The organism is Paenibacillus sp. BK033, from assembly GCF_004345425.1.
Taxonomy (GTDB): domain Bacteria; phylum Bacillota; class Bacilli; order Paenibacillales; family Paenibacillaceae; genus Pristimantibacillus.
Genome location: NZ_SLVP01000001.1, coordinates 1,171,506 through 1,189,115, shown reverse-complemented (window position 1 = coordinate 1,189,115; position 17,610 = coordinate 1,171,506). Strand labels below are relative to the sequence as shown.

Below are 17,610 nucleotides of genomic sequence, written 5' to 3'. Positions count from 1 at the left end.
GCTTATATCATGCAGCAGCAGCCGCCCGGCAATGGGCTGTCTCCATGGCAAGCCTGGTCGCTTGAGCTACAAGCCAAGCTAAGAGCGCAGCAGAGCCAGATCTATTCATTGGAGCAGCAACTCGCTGTTCTAAACGAGCAGCTGAAGCAACTGGAGAACAAGCCAACCTATAATATCGAGAAGCTGGAATATCATTTTGACCAATTAAAGGTCGAGAAGCTTGAAGGTACGTTAAATATCGGAATGACGCCGCCCGGAATAACAGGCGGAGACGGGGATATCGATCAGCTGGCGGTTCCGCATAAGCCAAACGTTTATCCGGCGGCAGCCTCCGGCTTGACTCCGCCGTCCGAGCCTTATGCAGACATACGGGCCGAGGTGGACCGTTTTTTAAGCCAGCACGGTGCGCAAAGGCTTATCGCGCTCGAGACGGAATACGGAGTAGATCTTGATCCTTATCATCGCCGCATGGTTCTGGAGGATATCCGCAAGCAGCTCCCTTCCCGCATCCATTTCTATATGCAGCTGAAGCCGGGTGAGGCCGAGGCAGGAGCTGCAGGACAAGGACAAAATCCGCAAACCGAGCAGGAGAAGAAAGACATGATATTATCCAAAACAATCAGAGACGCGGATGCCGCCATGCAAAAATATGTCCAGTCGCTAAAAAGCGGCAATGGCGCCTGACAGGAGAGGTAAGCGATGGTGAATTTCACGGTGCACAATTGCGGCTTGACCGTTGGGAACATTGAAATATTGGGTGTATCGGCGGCCTCGATGTTCCAGATCGGCGACTCCGACTATGTCACCTTGTATTCGATGTTTGATACGCCTCCCGAATCCGTCATTGCCGGCCCGCTAGCTCCGCTCCCCACACCGGAGGGCGAAGAGGAAGCGGTTGGCGAATCTCCGATGGCCGGCTAGGAGGAACCGTTCGAATGGAAGCGTCTTATCCCATAAGGGTATCCCAGATTGGACTGGTGTCCGTCGTTGACGTTTCAATAGGTGCGATTATTCAGTTCGGGGACCGCGCCGTAGGCTCGCCTAAGCTGAATGCCCTTGCCGTTCAACGGGCAATCGATCACACGAGGGCGGGAAGCGTGTACTTCGAATCTTATCCGATATTCAACCGCCCGCTTCCCAAGCTAATCGACCCGGTAGCGGACTCCGGAGAGGATGTTCGCATCAACCGGGTAAACCACTGCCCGCGGATTAATGTAGGCTGCGTAAGCGTGGTCGGCGTGGGCTCCACTTCAAGCCTGCTCGCGGGCAACGCGATGCGGACAACCGCGGAATCCAGGATCAAGCATATCCGGCAGTACGAAAAAACGCTGATTTCTATTCCCTAGGCGAATTCATCAAAACCATCTGCACAGGTACAAATGTCCAATTCCTCCCCCTTTCACGCTCATATATTGGTCTTGTGATCGGTAATCACAACAACGACTCGGGAGGAATGAACAATGGGTTACCCTGTAGCAGGAGCTAATATGGGCTATGGACCGGTTCAAGGAGTCTGGAACAATAGCGCTGCCTATATTCTTGTTTTATTCATATTGCTGGTTATCATTATCCGTACCTGCAGCTTCTTTTAAATAGCCGCTTCGGATCGCAACAAAGCCGCTTAGCTATATGCTAAGCGGCTTTTCTTCATGGCTTTACGGCTTTGCCCCCTGAAGCTCTTTGTATTTCGCGGCGTATTTGCTTACGCTTTGAACAAAGGTTGCATGAGACCAGGTCAGCGGCGCCACGGACAGCGGCGAACCGTCGAAAGGGTTAAGCTGCTCCGGCAGCAGCCCGCTCGATAATGCGTGGTCGACAACCCATTCCAGCGTCCTGAGCGGACCTTCCAGATCTGCCAGCGTAAGCGCGGATTCAATCTCGTAATTGGCCACCCACAGCGTACAGATGATCCACGGATTGCCCGGAACCTGGTCGATTTCTCCGGATTGCTGGAAGTAATAATCATTGGTATATCGGGCAATGCCGCCAATATGAGTCTTGACCCGGAGACCTTCCTTTATGGCATTCATCGTCTTCTGCACGCGTTCATCATGAACGGACAAGACGCCAAACTCCCATAATCCGAAGATACTGCTCTCCAGCGTCATATCCTTCACCCACCGGTTATCCCGTTGCACAAGCCCGCGGGCGAAACGTCCGGACTCTTCATCCCAGAGATGCGTTAATATTCCGGTCTTGACCGTATGGGCCATATTGCGGTAATGGTCGCTCCGCTCATAATCCCCAAACAGCTCGGTGAAGAAGGCGCCTGCCATTAGACCGGCATACACGGAAGCAGCCGTATAAGTCCAGATCCCGTACCGCTCCTCCCAAAGATCATAGCTTGGCTTCGGCAGCGACAGCTCCGGCTCGATGTATTCACTTAGGAAGGAGGCTGCCTTCCGGATCAAGCTGCTGTAGAGCGATTGGGGCAGCTCGATAACCTGATTACGCGAATAGTCCTGCCATAACGCGAACAGGACAAGCGCGGTTTCGTCTTCCTGGATCGGAATTCTCTGGCTCCCCTTCACAATATACGGATGCCAGCTGGAGCCTACCGTTCCGTCCGGATTGTACTTGTGATACAAATAGCCTTCCGGAGACAACGCGTTCGCGCAGAAATAAAAAAACGGAGTAATGACGCTCTGATATCCTGCCAGCGACATCGCCTCGGCGATTAGCGCGCCGTCACGCGGCCACATATAACTGTAATGATCCCGGTTATACTGCAAAATATCCGTATCATTCGCAGCCAAAATCGCACCGCGCTCATCGACCTGCGTACGGACAAGCAGCAGACTATGCTTAAACATCCGGGTGACCTCTTTGGGCAAATCCCCTAAATTGTCCTCGGAACGCTGCAGCCAATGCTTCCAGTAAATGACGATCCGGCTGAGCAGCTTCTCTGGATGATTATCCTTCACGTATTTATGAAGGGTTTTGACTTCCTCGAGATTTTTGCCGACGGACATCCAGTAATACAGCGTCTTCTCGCCGTTGCCAGGAACCATTGTGCGCAGACCAATCGTACTGTCAACCGAGCCTTGGGCAATCGTATTGCCCATCAGCACGCCGTCTTCCGCGTCGCGCCAGGTTCCCTCCGCGGAGTGAAACCTTTTAATGCCCGTTGAGTACTGCATAATGCCGCCTTCATCCGTACAGCCGCTAAACATGAAGTAATTCGAGCGCTTATAGTGAAACATCGTATTGTTTTCCGGATAGTAAGCGGCCGTATCTCCTACTTCCGAGCCTTCGATCATCAGATCCTGATGGAAGAAAAGCCGGGCTTCCCGGCTTTCGTTCCTCCTGTTGCGTACAACAACCCGTTTAATGTAGATGCATTCGCGCTGATGAATGCCATCGTTCATTTGCAGCTCTACGCCCAGTCCCTCATGCCTCGCGATAATGTTCGTCACAAGGGAATCCTCGATATAGTTCAGCTCGAATGTCCATTCCTTCTCATCCAGCCAAGAAAATGCGCCTCCGATCCAGATCCCGAACCGGCAATAGTGACCGCCCACATGGTTTAGCTGTCCGACATACGGAAAATAAATATCCCGAATAAAACAATGTTGATCCAAATTGAGCAGCAGCTTACCATTGCCGATTACAAGGTGACGGGCCATCTTTCAGTCCCCTTTCGAGAAGCAAGAAGTTGATCGTACAAGGCTATATAAGCTTTTGCCGAGCGGCTCCAGCTGTAATCTTCCTTGCCGGCGTTTTCTACGATGCGGCGCCATACGGCATCATCGCGGTAGAAGTGAAGCGCCCTTCTCACCGTATACATGAAATCGTCCGCGTTATAATGCGTGAAGCTGAAGCCGTTGCCTTCCCCGGTCTCTTCATTATAGGAGAAGACCGTATCCTTTAGACCGCCGGTTTCCCGGACAACCGGAATGGAGCGGTAACGAAGAGCGAGCAGCTGGCTTAAGCCGCAAGGCTCAAAACGTGATGGCATGAGGAAAATATCCGAGCCTGCATAGATCCTTCTAGCCAGGCGGTCATTGTAACCAAGCCATACCGCGGCTTTATTCGGATAACGGGCGACCAGCTGATTCATGGCATTCTCGTAATGCCAATCTCCCGCTCCCAGAACTACAAGCTGTACATCCTCCTGCATAAGCTCGTCAAGCTTCCAGGTAATGAGGTCCATCCCCTTCGACTCCACGAGACGGCTGATTATTCCGATCAGCGGGATATCTTCCGACTCGGGAAGGCCAAGCTCCGCCTGCAAGCTCAGCTTGTTCTTCCGCTTGCGGGAAGTAGAGGAACGGTAAGGCGTATGTAGGGCATCATCGTTCATCGGGTCGTATAAATCGGTATCAATCCCGTTAATAATGCCTGCCAGATCGCCGGAGCGGCTGCGCAGCAGCCCGTCAAGCTTCTCGCCATGCTCCCAGCTCTGAATTTCCCGGGCGTAGGTTTCGCTGACCGTCGTAAGCTTGTCCGCATAGACAAGCCCCCCTTTCAGGCAGCTTGCGGCACCGTGGAACTCCAGCTTGTCGGCGGTGAACATCTCGTCTCCCGCTCCCAGAAGCTCCTTTAAGAGGTCAATGCCGAACAACCCTTGATACATCAGGTTATGGATCGTGAATACCGACTTCACGCCGTCCCAGGCTGGGTCATTCGCGTAACGGGTGCGGAGCAGGAACGGAATAAGTCCGGCCTGCCAATCATGGCAATGTACGATATCCGGCGTGTAATCCAGGTACCGCACAGCCTCCATAACCGCCACGGAATAGAAGACGAATCGCTCGGCATCGTCGTTATAGCCGTACAGGCCTCTGCGCCCGAAGTAGTATTCATTATCAAGCAAATAGAAAATCACACCGTCGATTTCCGCCCGGAACAATCCGCAATATTGGCTTCTCCAGCCAAAATTTACATAAAATTCAGCAATTCGCTCAAAATTCTGAATATAATAATCTGGGATCTCTTCATACTTGGGCATAATAATACGAACATCGGCTCCACGCTGCTTGAGCGCCTTCGGCAAAGCTCCTGCAACGTCAGCCAGTCCGCCCGATTTGGCGAGCGGAGTTGCTTCGGAAGCGGCCATTAATATATTCACGCCTGATCACCTCATACCCTATCCATAATTTAATTGCTATTTATATAATCTTACGCTTGCCTGCCAGAAACGGATTTTCGGAAGAACCGCGGATATCGCGGTCATACTGTACGCGCACATCCTTATCCAGAATGCAGTGCTGGACCAGACTGTTCTCGCCGATGTCGCCGTTTTGCATAATGATGCTGTTGCGGACAACGGCACCCTTGCGGACATGGACTCCGCGGAACAGAATGCTGTTTTCGACCGTTCCTTCTATACGGCAGCCATTAGCAATAAGGGAGTCGGTCACCTTGGATGTTCCCAGATAGCGGGCTGGAGGCTCATCTTTGCCTTTCGTGAAGACCGTCCCCGGCTGGAAGAACAACTCACGCCATACTTGGGGGCGAAGCAGGCTCATGTTGCTCTGGTAGAAGCTCGACAGAGTATTTACGATTGCCAGATAACCCTCATGCAAATAGCCGTAGACGCGAAGTTTATCGATTCTCGAGAAAATGGCGTGGCGGACCAGATGGTCCTGCCCTTGGGCAAGGGAAGTTTCGACAAGCTCCATTAGGAAATCCTTGCGCATCACGTACATTTCCATGGAACAGATATCGCTGTTCAATCTTCCGTAATGGTCCTGCATGGCCGTTATGCGGCCATCCCCATCCATCTTCATTTTGCGGGCCTTGCCTCCCATCAGATCGGCATCCCGCTTGCATACGATCGTAATATCCGCTTCGCGCTCCTTATGCGCTTCGATAATCGGTTCGAAATCAATATTGCAAACCATATGACTGCGGGCAATCACGACATATTCCAGCGTAGAACGGTTGAAATAATCGCGGTGCTGGTAGAAATGATATAAGTCCCCGCGGCTGATTTCCTGAATGTCGTCCGTTGCCGGAGGAAGCAGGAACAAGCCGCTCTGACGGTTATTTAAGTCCCAATGGTCGCCGGAACCAACGTGATCCATTAGGGAACGGTATTTCGTATGTGCGAATACGGCTACTTTATTGATTCCGGAGTTCACCATGCTTGACAGGATGAAATCGATAAGCCGGTATCTTGCGCCAAACGGCACGGTTGCCAGGCAGCGGTTCTGCGTCAGCCGCTCCATATCATCGTTTTCGTGAATCAGATTTATGACGCCCATAACTTGATGTTTCATGACGGCTCCACCTCCAGCAGCATCGGTTCATTGGATACAAACTCGCCTACGGCAACAACGGTAATCGCATCATCATCTGGACTGCCGATGCATACGCCGTCTTCAATTACAGCACCTTCACCAATTATCGCCCGGTAGATGCGGGCTCCTTCGCCAATTTTCACATTCGGCATAATGACCGATTGGCTAACGATACTGTTTTTGCCCGTCGTAACGCCAAAGAACAAAACGGAACGTTCGACATCGCCTTCCACAATGCAGCCTTCAGTCACCATGGAGGAGGATACGCTCGCCCCGCAAGCGACGTATTGGGCAGGACGATTCGGACTGACGGAGAAAATGCGCCAATCTCTATCGGCCAGATCCAGCGAAGGCTTATCGTCGAGCAAATCCATATTGGCTTCCCATAAGCTTTCGATCGTGCCGACATCCTTCCAGTAACCGCGGAAAGCGTACGCGCTCAGATGCAATCCGTCTCTCATCATCGACGGAATAACGTCCTTGCCGAAGTCGTGACTGGAATTGCGGCTGGCTTCATCGTAAATCAAATACTTCTTCAAAACCGACCAGGTGAAAATGTACACGCCCATCGAAGCGATATTGCTGGTCGGGTTTTTAGGCTTTTCCTCGAAAGCCGTAATCCGGTCTTCGTCATCGACGTGCATAACGCCAAAACGGCTTGCTTCCTTCCACGGCACCTCAATGCCGGCAATCGTAATATCCGCCCCGCTTTTCTTGTGATGCTGCAGCATCAAATCGTAATCCATTTTATAAATATGGTCACCCGAGATGACCAGAACATAGGTTGGGTCGTAGCGTTCAATAAACGCCATGTTTTGATAAATCGCATTTGCCGTGCCTTTATACCAGACTCCGCCTTTTTGTTTCACGTATGGAGGCAGAATGGCCATGCCGCCATCCCTGCGGTCCAGCCCCCATGGGCTTCCGATGCCCAAATACCGGTTCAATTCAAGCGGCTGGTATTGCGTAAGAACGCCAACCGTGTCGATGCCAGAATGCGTGCAGTTGCTCAAAGTAAAATCAATAATGCGGTACTTTCCCCCGAAATAGACCGCCGGCTTCGCCAAATCCTTTGTGAGAACCCCCAGTCGCTTGCCTTCTCCTCCCGCAAGCAGCATTGCAATCATTTCCTTTTTTCGACCCATGACACCAACCCCTTCTTAATGTGGTCTCCGCCCGCAAAGCTGAATAATTGGAAGGATAATGGGGGGAGATTGATGGAAATGCTTTGGTTATAGCCGTGCCAGCTCACTTTCTCGCTGTCATGCTTCTGAATACACTGTGAATCGGAACCTCCGAACTGTACCTCATTGCTGTTTAGGATCATGCGATAACAGCCCGGCTGCGGCACGCCTAATCGATAATGGGTATAACCGTTTCTGGAGAAGTTGGCAACCGTAACAGTGAAGCCCTGCTTGCCATAACGAATGAAAGATATGATCGATTGTTCGGCATTATTCACATCAATCCATTGAAAAGCGTAAGCGTCTTGATCTCTTTCCCATAGGGACGGTTCATGGGTATAAACATGGTTCAAAGCCTTGACATAGTCGTGCATTTTTCCGTGCAGCTCGTAATCGAGCAGCATCCAGTCAAGCGGTTCGCGGTCCTTCCATTCGTCGAATTGTCCCCATTCGCTGCCCATAAACAGCAGCTTCTTGCCCGGATGAGCGATCCAATAGCCGTATAACAAACGCAATTGAGCAAATTTCTCCTCATAGGAGCCCGGCATTTTGTTCAGCAAGGAACGCTTGCCGTGTACAACCTCGTCATGCGAGAACGGTAAAACGTAATTTTCAGAGAAAGCGTACAAAAGTGAGAAAGTAAGTAAGTGGTGGTGGTGTGTGCGGTCGGCAGGATCCATCGACATGTATTTGAGCACGTCGTTCATCCAGCCCATATTCCATTTAAAGTTAAATCCCAGCCCGCCTAAGTATGTAGGTGAGGTGACTGCAGGCCAAGCGGAAGAATCTTCTGCGATCATTAGTGCGTCTGGGTAGTAGTGAAATACGGTTTCGTTAAGCCGTTTCATGAAGCGGAGAGCGTCTAGATTGTCAGTTCCGCCATACTCGTTCCAGGTGAAGAGCTCGGGCGGTTTATCCATGTGGAGATTGATCATGCTGGCGACGGCATCAATCCGAAGACCGTCGAAGTGGAACATTTCCATCCAGTAGATGGCATTGGAGACGAGGAAGCTGATCACTTCGTTTCGTTTGAAGTCGAAGGCCAGTGTTCCCCATAAAGGCTTTTCGGCAAGCCGCTCATCGTTTCCTTCAAAGATCGGAGTACCGTCAAAGCTTCGCAATCCGTGATCATCCTTGCAAAAATGTCCGGGAACCCAGTCCAGAATAACGCCAATGCCGTACGCGTGGCAGCGGTCAATAAATTTCATTAGCTGCTTCGGCTTGCCGTAACGGCTGGAAGGCGCATAATAACCGGTGACCTGATAACCCCAGGATTGGTCAAAAGGATGTTCGTTGATTGGCATCAGCTCGATGTGGGTATATCCCATCTTGGCAACGTAAGGAACAAGCTGATCGGCAAGTTCTTCATAGGTGAGGAAGTTCTCCTCCCCTTTCAGCTGCCAGGAGCCGGCGTGCACTTCATAAAGCATTAGCGGATTGGAGTATGCCGGCCGCTTGTGCCGAGATTCCATCCATTTCTTATCCCGCCATGGGAATCCGTATAGATCAGACACTACGGAGGCGGTTTGAGGACGCCTTTCGGCGAGGAAAGCGTAAGGATCCGCCTTGAGCAGCCGCTGTCCTGTTGAGGTCACGATCTCGTACTTGTAAACAGCGCCTTCGCCAAGTCCCGGTACGAAGTGAACCCAGACTCCTGTCGAAGACACGCGCTCCATTAACGAACCGGAACCATCCCAGTTGTTATGCTGGCCAACAAGCCGAACCTCCCTGGCGTGCGGAGCCCACACTGCAAACCTGACGCCATCTTTACCGTCCCAGTCCATGACATGCGCTCCCATGAACCGGTAACTGTGGTGAGAGCAGCCTTTGTTGAACAGATACAAATCGCTCAGCAGAAGGCCGTATGGTGCCGTTTGAATCATTTCCGACAATCGCCTCCATTTGGTTAGAATGGTACCGTAGCGTTAAAGGATTCATTTTCTGGTAAATAGGGAGTTACCTTCATTATACATATTTTCATGAAAATAAACACCCCATTTTCAGAAAATGGATGTGACATTACCTTACATCATTTTGTTCATTTTTCTTTAAAACGCGATTGATGTAATAATGCTTGACACAAAGTCCTTTCGATACGGCTTGACTTGTACAATTGATCCAGCTGCAATTGACCAGTTTCTTTGTCCTGCGGGGCATGACGGTATTAGGATCGCCATGCCTCATCAGTCGTTGATGATGCATGGAGCACAGGTCTCTTGCCTTGATCGGTTTGGAGCAATTATCGATCCCGCATGTTTTCATGTTGACTGTTTTCCCCCTATGTTTCAAACCTGCGTTTTCTTATATTACCCGAGAACATAGATTCATACAAAACTCGCTGTTAGCTTAACACTCTACCTTTTTGTCATAGAAATGCCAGCTTCCGCATGATTGAACCGTTTCATGCCAGCAAGTTTAATTTATTAAACCAAACTGCATTTATTCTTGACGATTTTGTTAAATATAGTAAAGCTATTGTATAGTACAAGCGTAAAGCTTATACTCGATTTTGTGCATTGGCGCGCTTGGAATTAAGGGAGGAGCAGCTTTGACAGCATTTTATCAAATCTTCCAAATACTTGATCAGCCTATGACGCTTGTCCGAGTATCGAAGGCAGAAACAACGATTCACGAAACGAATGAAGCCTTCTGCAGGCTTTCCGGATATACACAAGAGCAGCTGAAGGGAATGTCCCTTGAGCTGCTAATTGCGAACTATTTGCCATGCGACATCAGCCTGCATTTTACGCAGGAGACCGTCCTGACATCCGCCAAGCAAGAAGAAATTGCGGTGCATCTGGAATTCCGGGCTTTAACCGTATCCGATCAGGATGACGCCAGATATGCGCTGATCATCTACGAGGATAAGAGCGGATACGCGCACGAAGAGCCTTTAACGGCAATTAAGCAAGTCTACGACTCTTCCAAACGGCTTAAGATGTGGATGGCCAAACGGGATATCAGCGCCAACCAGATGGCTGCCGCAACGAACATTTCCTTGCAGACCATCTCCAAGCTGCGAAATGGACATATACAAAAGCCCAACCGGTTAACGGCTGAGCTTATCGCAGGAGAGCTGCAGGTTGCAGTCAGCGATATCTGGCCGGAAGTCCGCAACGGCCGGTAATCGCTGACTTATTTTTTAAGCAAAGCTTGCGTCAAGAATGGCGTCGGTTCCGAGAGGTAGTAGAGATGCAGCTCATGCATGGCTCGCGTGCATGCCGTATAGAATAGCTTGCGCTCGCTCTCTCTGCCGTAAACGCTGCTTGAAGCGTTGTACAGAATAACGGCATCAAACTCCACGCCTTTAGCCAAATAAGACGGAATAACGACGGTACCGTTCTCGAAGGTTACCGTCTCTTTTTCGATCAGCCGCATTCCGGGACAATTCGGTTCCAATGCCTCGTAAGCCATCCTGCTTTCCCCTGCCGTCTTGCAAATGACCGCAATCGAATTCGCGCCTTCTTCTCGCAGAAGTCGGATACGCTCCGAAATCATCCCGTGCAGCTCCGATTCGTCCGAAGCAACCGATACCGTCGGCTCATCGCCGTTGCGATTAAACGGCACGATTCGACTTCCGCCTTCAATCATCCTGCTCGTAAATTCGACAATCGGCTTTGTCGAACGATAGCTGCGGGTCAGTACTATGGTCTCAGTCTCTTCCTTGCTGTACAGCTCTCCAAGCGGATCAAATCCGTTCCCCAAAGCGGCATGCGCAAAGATTGACTGGTTCAGGTCGCCAAGCGCCGTCATTTTCGCCATGGGGAAAACTCTTTTTAAATAGTAGAACTGGAACGGCGAGTAGTCCTGCGCTTCATCGATAAACAGATGCCTTACCGATGTATTGGTTTGGAAGCCTTCAATTAAATCCTTCATATATAAGTAAGGCGTTGCGTCTTCGTAGGTAAGTATTCCACGGTTAAGCGTGTCTACGGTAAGCTTGCGGATCGCTTCCCAATCATTCCGACTTTCTTCGACAAGCCAAGGAGCGTGCTCGCTCTCATACATTCGCAGGTATAAAGTCTGCGTGTCGACAAATCTTAGCTTCTTCACGCGGCTCCGCAAACGTTTGAATCTTTCCTGGACGATCATGGTAGCCAGTACGTCTTTTTCGCGGTCAAAATCATCAAAGGAGTCCGAGGTATAACGTTCCTTGCGGCTCAATTCGTTAAACGCATGGATGTAGGCCTCTTTGTCCAGCAGCTCCATTTCGTCTTCCACCCACTGCTTCTTCCGTTCCGCCTTGCTTAGCCGGGTCAGCTCCTTCAGCAGCCAGTCAGCCGTCATCTTGAACCGGTTCGGAATCGTGAAACTTTTGTCCAAGCTGTAAAAATGCTCTTCAATAGCTTCCGCGGCAATCAGCTTCCGTCCCCGGAATTTGATGGCTTTAAAAAATAAACCGGATTCTCCAAGCGTATCTACATAACGCTCAATCACCTTCATAAAGGATGCGCCCGACTTATGCCGAATGGAGGCGATCCGCGTCTCGTAATCCGGATCATCCATGCTTCCAAGCGTATATTCCATCTGAGCAAACGGGTCCTCTAGCGCAAACGATTGCCCAATACGGTGTTCGAGGTATTGCTGGTAGGTTGTCTGCTGCATATTCTGTTCGCCAAGCTCGGGAAGAACCGTGGCGACATAACTATTAAACATCGGATTCGGGGAAAACAAGACGATTTGATCCGCTTGCAGCGATCCCCGGTAACGGTATAACAGGTAGGCTACGCGCTGAAGCGCCGCCGAGGTTTTGCCGCTTCCGGCTGCCCCTTGAACGATCAGCAGTCTTGCCCGTTCATTGCGGATGATCTGATTTTGTTCCCGTTGAATCGTGGCTACAATACTTTTCATCTGGGCATCCGAATGCTTGCCGAGCACCTCCTGCAGCAGCTCGTCTCCAATGGTTACGCCGGTATCGAACATTCCGGAAATTTGCCCGCGGCGAATGACATATTGGCGTTTAAGCGTCATCCGGCCCTCTATCGATCCGGCAGGCGTAACATATTGGGCCGGACCCGGAGAATAATCATAGTAGAGACTCGAAACCGGCGCACGCCAGTCGTAAATCAAATAATTCGAACCGCTCTCATCCAGCAGGGAGCCTACGCCAAGGTAAATTTGCTCTTCCTCCGCACTGCCATTCTCTATAAAATCGACCCGCCCGAAGTAAGGGCTCTGCTCCAGCTTTCTAAGCAGCTTAACCTGCTCCGATGCATGTCTATGGCTATGCTCCCGCTCCGCAAGAACCTCTGCCTGCTGCTTCAGGCTCGCGGCGGATTCGGCCGCTTCAGCCGCATCCTCGAAATTCAGCGTAACGTCGTCCCAGAAATTTTTGCGGATATCCACGATATCTTCCCGCATACCGCTGGAGCTTTGCAGCAGCTTGCCTAGCTGCCCGCGAATCAGCCGCATCACGCGGTCTATCCGCATCTGCTCCTCTATGCGCTGCTCGTCCTGCATGATTAATCCTCTCCTTCAAGCGTAGTTACGCGAATAACGGTAAAAAGTTCGTTTATCATTGTAGCAAAATCTGCCTGTCAAGGTGAAGCGGCTGTTCCATCCTTAGGCGGGAGAGCGCGTTTCAATCCGGAGAATTCAAGCCCTGTTTATAAGAAAAAACTTATAAACGCTTGAATTCAAGGTGAAGCGGCTGTCCATCCTTCGGTCAGACCGTATTGATCCCTTGATAACAAGCGATTATAATATCAAAGGCAGAAAATCCATCATACACCTTGCGATGCCCTGCTGCAAGTACCGTGCATCGCATACTTTCATATGAAGACCTACAGGGAGGCAATATGTTTAATTTGTGGTTTGGCGCGCTATTTATGCTCGTCCATTTTACCTTATTTCTGATCTCTTACCGGTTGTTCGGCCGCGTGGGAGTCTACGCCTGGATCGGCATGGCAACCGTACTGGCGAATGTGCAAGTCGTCAAAACCGTCGAAATGCCCTTCGATATCGTCATTACGCTTGGCAACACGATGTACGGCACCATCTACCTGGCATCCGATCTGCTCAACGAGAAATATGGCGAGCGTGCCGCCAAAAGAGCAGTATGGTTCGGCTTCTTTACGCTGATTGCCTCAACCATCATTATGCAGATGGCGCTTGTCTTTAACCCGGACAGCTCCGAGCTTGCCCATGACACCAATGATGCCCTGCACATGATATTTGGGCTAATGCCGCAAATTGCGCTCGGAAGCTTATGCGCGTATTTCGTCAGCCAATTTCTCGACGTGAAGATCTATTCCGTACTAAAACGGGTATTCCCTGCTCCGGGACAGCTTTGGATCCGCAATAACGGCAGTACGGTGATCAGCCAATTCGTTGATACCCTTATCTTCTGCACCATTGCATTTGCCGGAACGCTGGAAGGAAGCGTATGGCTTTCGGTCTTCCTCTCGACCTATGTCATTAAATTTATCGTATCTCTTTTCTCCACTCCTTTCCTTTACGCAGCAAGGCGGCTTACTTTCAAAGAAGATTAACTTGTTAAAAAGGCTCCCCGGCGGGAGCCTTTTCTCGTGAATTCAATTGGACAAACCGATATCATCAAGCATGATTTTTCCAGGACCGCCAATAAAGCGGAATGTGATCCGGCTGATCGATAAGTCCTTGCGATCCACGGCTTCAGCAAAGTCGCCGAGCGGCATGCGGAATGTCTGGAATACCGATTCCGTGTCATGCTTGTACTTCCCGCCTTTAATTGTCTTCTCAAGTAAGGGAATGATGGTGTACGTCGTAACGAATGGCTGCTGAACCGGCATATACGCATTCAGAGGAAGAATAATCGTATCTCCTTCCGTTGACATCAACTGAATCTGAATCTGCGGAATGGAATCCTGATGGTCCGGGTCAAGCTGCGAAGCCAGATTGGCTAGAGAGAAGGTGAACATCTGATTATTGTCGGCCGCGCTTCCAAGCGGGAATGGCTCCGCTAAGGATAAGGTATAAGAGCTGTCCTCCAGCCATTCGACCTGCGCACCCACCGTTCCTTTATTATTGTGATCCCGATCCTTCACGTCCAGCTCATCCCAGGACTTCAGGTTATACCCTTCCAGCTTGCCGCCTTTCGGCAGCGTTGTTTTGTTTCGGTCCTCGTCGTACCGGGCAATCCTATCAAAGCTCGAGTCCTCGTACCTGGATACGTAAGCCGTGGAATCCGGCAGCCAATCGAGGCCCGTGCGGTAGTCCTGCAGCAACGGGATATATTCTTCCCGATGGTTCAGCGTCGACTCCAAGAACGCGGATACATAGACCTTGGCAGCCTGCTGCTGCTCCGCCGGCTCCATCATTCCTCGCTGGCTTAGAATTAAGCCGCCAGGCGGACGCTCGTCCATCGTTCCCCACTCGGTATTAAACCGGCTGTGATTCGCTTCGGACAAATACACGGACGCTTTCATGTAACCGGAACCCTTTGTAAAGCTAGTCCGGATATATTGCCGGTCTCCGTAAAAGTCGTTCACGTCTCCGTCACGCGCCCCTTGCAAGACCAGATAATTGACGTCGGTCAGATTAGCCGACTTGTTATCGATGGCTTTATCCGTTGGGGCTAGAGCAATTACCGTCCGGATGTGAACCTGCTGCTTATCGAGACTGTCAAGCGTCCGGTCGCCCGCGAACCAGGCATCCCGGTCGGCTGCCATTGCTACAGCCTGGCCGCCGCGGGAATGTCCGATAAGCGCGATATTCGTGAAATCCACTTTATTGTAAAAAGCGCTATCCGATTTCTCGCTAAACGTTTGAATTTGTTGAATATGCTTAAGCAGCATCCATGCTCTGACTTTAAAATCATTATCCGGGATACCCGACCAAGTCGAGTAATTCAAGAAATTCTCGTCTACCGAGACGGCGATATACCCGCGGCTGGCAAGCAGCTTGCCCAAATAATCATAGCCTGCATCCGAGAAATCCTCCATCAGGTGATTGCCATGAACCATCAGCACGAGAGGAAAAGGACCCTCCCCGTCGGGCATCCATACCCGCCCGTTCAGCGGCAGCTTCTCCTCGTCAAAGCCCCAGAACCTTTCCTTCATCCAATACCAGTTTTTGATGTACTCGGAAGCATCCACGGATGAGGAGATCAGCTCAGCGCTTTTACCATACTCCTTGCGCTTCTTGTCGGTTCCGCTGCCGTAAGTAAAGAAACGATAGCCGAAGCTGCCAGGCTCACCAGGGTTATCGGCGTCGATAACCGCCACGCCGGAACCTCCCGTCTCCTCCGCTCCCGCGAATACGGCAGCCGCATGCCCGCCGCCAAAAGGCTCCTTAATCCATATAAATACGCCGGAAACCGTAACAGCGGCAATCACAATGCCGGAGATCAGCCGTATGCGGCTTCGGCTGAACCAGCCAAGCAGTATTCCGACAACAGCGCCTATTACGGTATAGATTCCGGCGCAAACGATCGAATTTATTATTTCAAAATCCGAATAATACAAAATATAATAACACTCGAAGCCGACATAAAGCAGAAAACCGGCGAATAAACGCGGTACCGGCACATACATCAGCGACAAGATAATGGCTATAAGCTGAGAAGCGATCAACAGAGCCAATGCATTGGCAAGCACAAATGCCCCAATGTCGATTGCCGCGCCAAAGCCGGTCGGCATGCCTAAAGCGACGGTTATAATTGCCGCGGAGCCAAACATCAGAAGACCTGCTGCACCGGAACGCCAAAGCGAACTATCGTATTCAAGCCGGATCCCTATTCGTGCACGAAGCCAGTTCAGAAACCTTTTTCTTCGCGGTTCGGGATTCGGCAGGAACTGCGGCTGAACTAATTCGAGTTCCATAGCGACTCCGATTGTTTGACGAACAGCCAGTTCCGGCCGTCACGGCGTTCGATTTCTACCGGAACATCAAAGAAACGGCTCATTCGCTCTGAGGTTAAAACCTCGTTGGTAACCCCCGCGGCAAATACTTCGCCTTGCTTAATCAACAGCGTGTGAGTGAAGCAAGGCAGAATTTCTTCCACATGATGCGTGACATATATAATAGTGGGTCCGTCTTTTGCCACCTTATGAATCATCGACAAAAGCTGCTCTCTCGCAAAAACGTCAAGACCCGTGCATGGCTCGTCAAGGATAAGAAGCTTAGGCTTTGCCATTAACGCTCTTGCAATCAAGACGCGCTGCCGTTCGCCTTGCGACATCGTATCATAGGTGCGTTCGGCCAAATAGGCACAGCCTAGACTCGTCAGCAGGGCAAGCGCCTGATCTCGGTCCTCTTCATTGGTATGATCGTAAAGACCAATCGTAGCAAACTTGCCGCTTAATACGATATTGATGGCATTCTCGCTGCCGTACAGCTTTTGCTGAAGCGAGGTGCTTACCCAACCGATGCTTTTGCGCAGCTCGCGCAAGTCGTAATCCCCGAATTTTTTGCCAAGGACCGAAAGCTGTCCGCTGGTTGGCCAAATATACCCGTTTATCATATTGAGCAGCGTTGTTTTCCCGGATCCGTTCAAGCCAAGCAAACACCAATGCTCATTAGGCTGAACTTTCCAATTGATATCATGAAGGACCTGCTTGTCCCCGCGTTCCCAGTTAGCGTGCTGAATATCAATAATCATTGGTTGTTCCCCTCCCATACATCTATAAATTATAGGTAAAATCGGGCAGAGCGGCAATCCAAACTTATTGACAGTCCATTAATACTTTTCCGTATGTAACATGGATATTCATGAAAAAGCCCCGGCCAGTTGCTGGCCGAGGCTTTTTCTTCAAGTAACCGCGTAATAAAAAGGAACAATAACTAATGAAAGCAATACAGCGATTAGACCAATCGCCATCGCCCAGCCGCCGAGCGCCCTTGCTCCCTGACGGTAAGCAATAAAGCCCAGCACGGCAGAAGTGATTCCCAGCACCACCGGCCACAGGAACCAGGATGCTGCCGCAAATACAAGCGCTACCCATCCAAGGGCTGTTCCCCCGGATTCCACCGCATCCGCCGCTTCTTCGATTTTTTGTTCCCTCGGTACATAGGAGACTGGGCTGTCAACAGCGAAATCCGCTGCCATTTCTTCGTGGACGTTGCCCACGTTATTTTCATTCGCCCATTCTTCCACTTTACCGCCATTTAAATCCGGCATTGCGTTAGGGGCAGAGACTTCGTATTGCGGATAATCGTTTTTGTGACGATCCGTGATTTTTACGCCTCGTTGATCCATTTCC

At 50.7% G+C, this 17,610-nt stretch carries 15 protein-coding genes; 6 read left to right on the top strand and 9 right to left on the bottom strand.

The features are described from left to right. The first annotated feature begins 9 nt into the window (after positions 1–9). The 4 genes from EV294_RS05215 to EV294_RS05200 all read left to right on the top strand — a co-directional run bounded on the left by EV294_RS05215 (position 10) and on the right by EV294_RS05200 (position 1,592). Complete coding sequence (locus EV294_RS05215) at positions 10–684, top strand: spore germination protein GerPC (protein ID WP_132304454.1); 675 nt, start codon at positions 10–12, stop codon at positions 682–684. 15 nt (positions 685–699) lie between these two features. After that, positions 700–921: a hypothetical protein gene (locus EV294_RS05210; protein ID WP_132304452.1), complete on the top strand. Its 222-nt coding sequence runs from the start codon at positions 700–702 to the stop codon at positions 919–921. Between the two features lie 14 nt (positions 922–935). Next, complete coding sequence (locus EV294_RS05205) at positions 936–1,346, top strand: spore germination protein GerPE (RefSeq protein WP_132304450.1); 411 nt, start codon at positions 936–938, stop codon at positions 1,344–1,346. Between the two features lie 114 nt (positions 1,347–1,460). Next, positions 1,461–1,592: a sporulation protein YjcZ gene (locus EV294_RS05200; protein ID WP_132304448.1), complete on the top strand. Its 132-nt coding sequence runs from the start codon at positions 1,461–1,463 to the stop codon at positions 1,590–1,592. Between the two features lie 63 nt (positions 1,593–1,655). Here EV294_RS05200 and EV294_RS05195 read toward each other — a convergent pair whose 3' ends face one another. Genes EV294_RS05195 through glgB form a run of 5 tightly spaced genes read right to left on the bottom strand, consistent with a single transcriptional unit; the run spans position 1,656 to position 9,312 of the window. Then, positions 1,656–3,626, bottom strand: a complete 1,971-nt coding sequence (locus EV294_RS05195; RefSeq protein ID WP_132304446.1) for a glycoside hydrolase family 15 protein — start codon at positions 3,624–3,626, stop codon at positions 1,656–1,658. After that, positions 3,608–5,071, bottom strand: coding sequence for a glycogen synthase GlgA (gene glgA / locus EV294_RS05190; protein ID WP_132304444.1), 1,464 nt, complete (start codon positions 5,069–5,071; stop codon positions 3,608–3,610). The genes EV294_RS05195 and glgA overlap by 19 nt, the downstream gene beginning before the upstream one ends. A 40-nt stretch (positions 5,072–5,111) precedes the next feature. After that, the gene (gene glgD, locus EV294_RS05185) at positions 5,112–6,224 is read right to left on the bottom strand and encodes a glucose-1-phosphate adenylyltransferase subunit GlgD (RefSeq protein ID WP_132304442.1); all 1,113 of its coding nucleotides are present in this window, start codon (positions 6,222–6,224) and stop codon (positions 5,112–5,114) included. Then, the gene (locus tag EV294_RS05180; protein WP_132304440.1) at positions 6,221–7,390 is read right to left on the bottom strand and encodes a glucose-1-phosphate adenylyltransferase; all 1,170 of its coding nucleotides are present in this window, start codon (positions 7,388–7,390) and stop codon (positions 6,221–6,223) included. The genes glgD and EV294_RS05180 overlap by 4 nt, the downstream gene beginning before the upstream one ends. Further along, positions 7,369–9,312, bottom strand: coding sequence for a 1,4-alpha-glucan branching protein GlgB (gene glgB, locus EV294_RS05175; protein WP_132304438.1), 1,944 nt, complete (start codon positions 9,310–9,312; stop codon positions 7,369–7,371). The genes EV294_RS05180 and glgB overlap by 22 nt, the downstream gene beginning before the upstream one ends. Before the next feature lie 665 nt (positions 9,313–9,977). Here glgB and EV294_RS05165 point away from each other — a divergent pair. Continuing rightward, positions 9,978–10,556 (top strand): helix-turn-helix domain-containing protein, encoded by a 579-nt coding sequence (locus EV294_RS05165; protein ID WP_132304434.1) that lies wholly within the window; start codon positions 9,978–9,980, stop codon positions 10,554–10,556. Positions 10,557–10,564: 8 nt separating this feature from the next. Here the strand turns inward: EV294_RS05165 and helD are convergent, their stop codons facing one another. After that, positions 10,565–12,889, bottom strand: a complete 2,325-nt coding sequence (gene helD, locus EV294_RS05160; RefSeq protein WP_132304432.1) for an RNA polymerase recycling motor HelD — start codon at positions 12,887–12,889, stop codon at positions 10,565–10,567. Between the two features lie 338 nt (positions 12,890–13,227). On the opposite strand from helD, the gene EV294_RS05155 reads away from it, so the two are divergent. Then, a complete protein-coding gene (locus tag EV294_RS05155) occupies positions 13,228–13,920 on the top strand; it encodes a queuosine precursor transporter (RefSeq protein WP_132304430.1) in 693 nt (230 codons plus the stop codon). Between the two features lie 42 nt (positions 13,921–13,962). Here the strand turns inward: EV294_RS05155 and EV294_RS05150 are convergent, their stop codons facing one another. From EV294_RS05150 to EV294_RS05140, 3 genes are all read right to left on the bottom strand, one after another. After that, the gene (locus EV294_RS05150; RefSeq protein ID WP_132304428.1) at positions 13,963–16,230 is read right to left on the bottom strand and encodes an alpha/beta hydrolase family protein; all 2,268 of its coding nucleotides are present in this window, start codon (positions 16,228–16,230) and stop codon (positions 13,963–13,965) included. Beyond that, complete coding sequence (locus EV294_RS05145; RefSeq protein ID WP_132304426.1) at positions 16,215–17,009, bottom strand: ABC transporter ATP-binding protein; 795 nt, start codon at positions 17,007–17,009, stop codon at positions 16,215–16,217. Before EV294_RS05145 ends, EV294_RS05150 begins: the two co-directional genes overlap by 16 nt. A gap of 150 nt (positions 17,010–17,159) precedes the next feature. Further along, positions 17,160–17,606 (bottom strand): DUF4190 domain-containing protein, encoded by a 447-nt coding sequence (locus EV294_RS05140; RefSeq protein ID WP_132304424.1) that lies wholly within the window; start codon positions 17,604–17,606, stop codon positions 17,160–17,162. Positions 17,607–17,610: the final 4 nt, after the last annotated feature.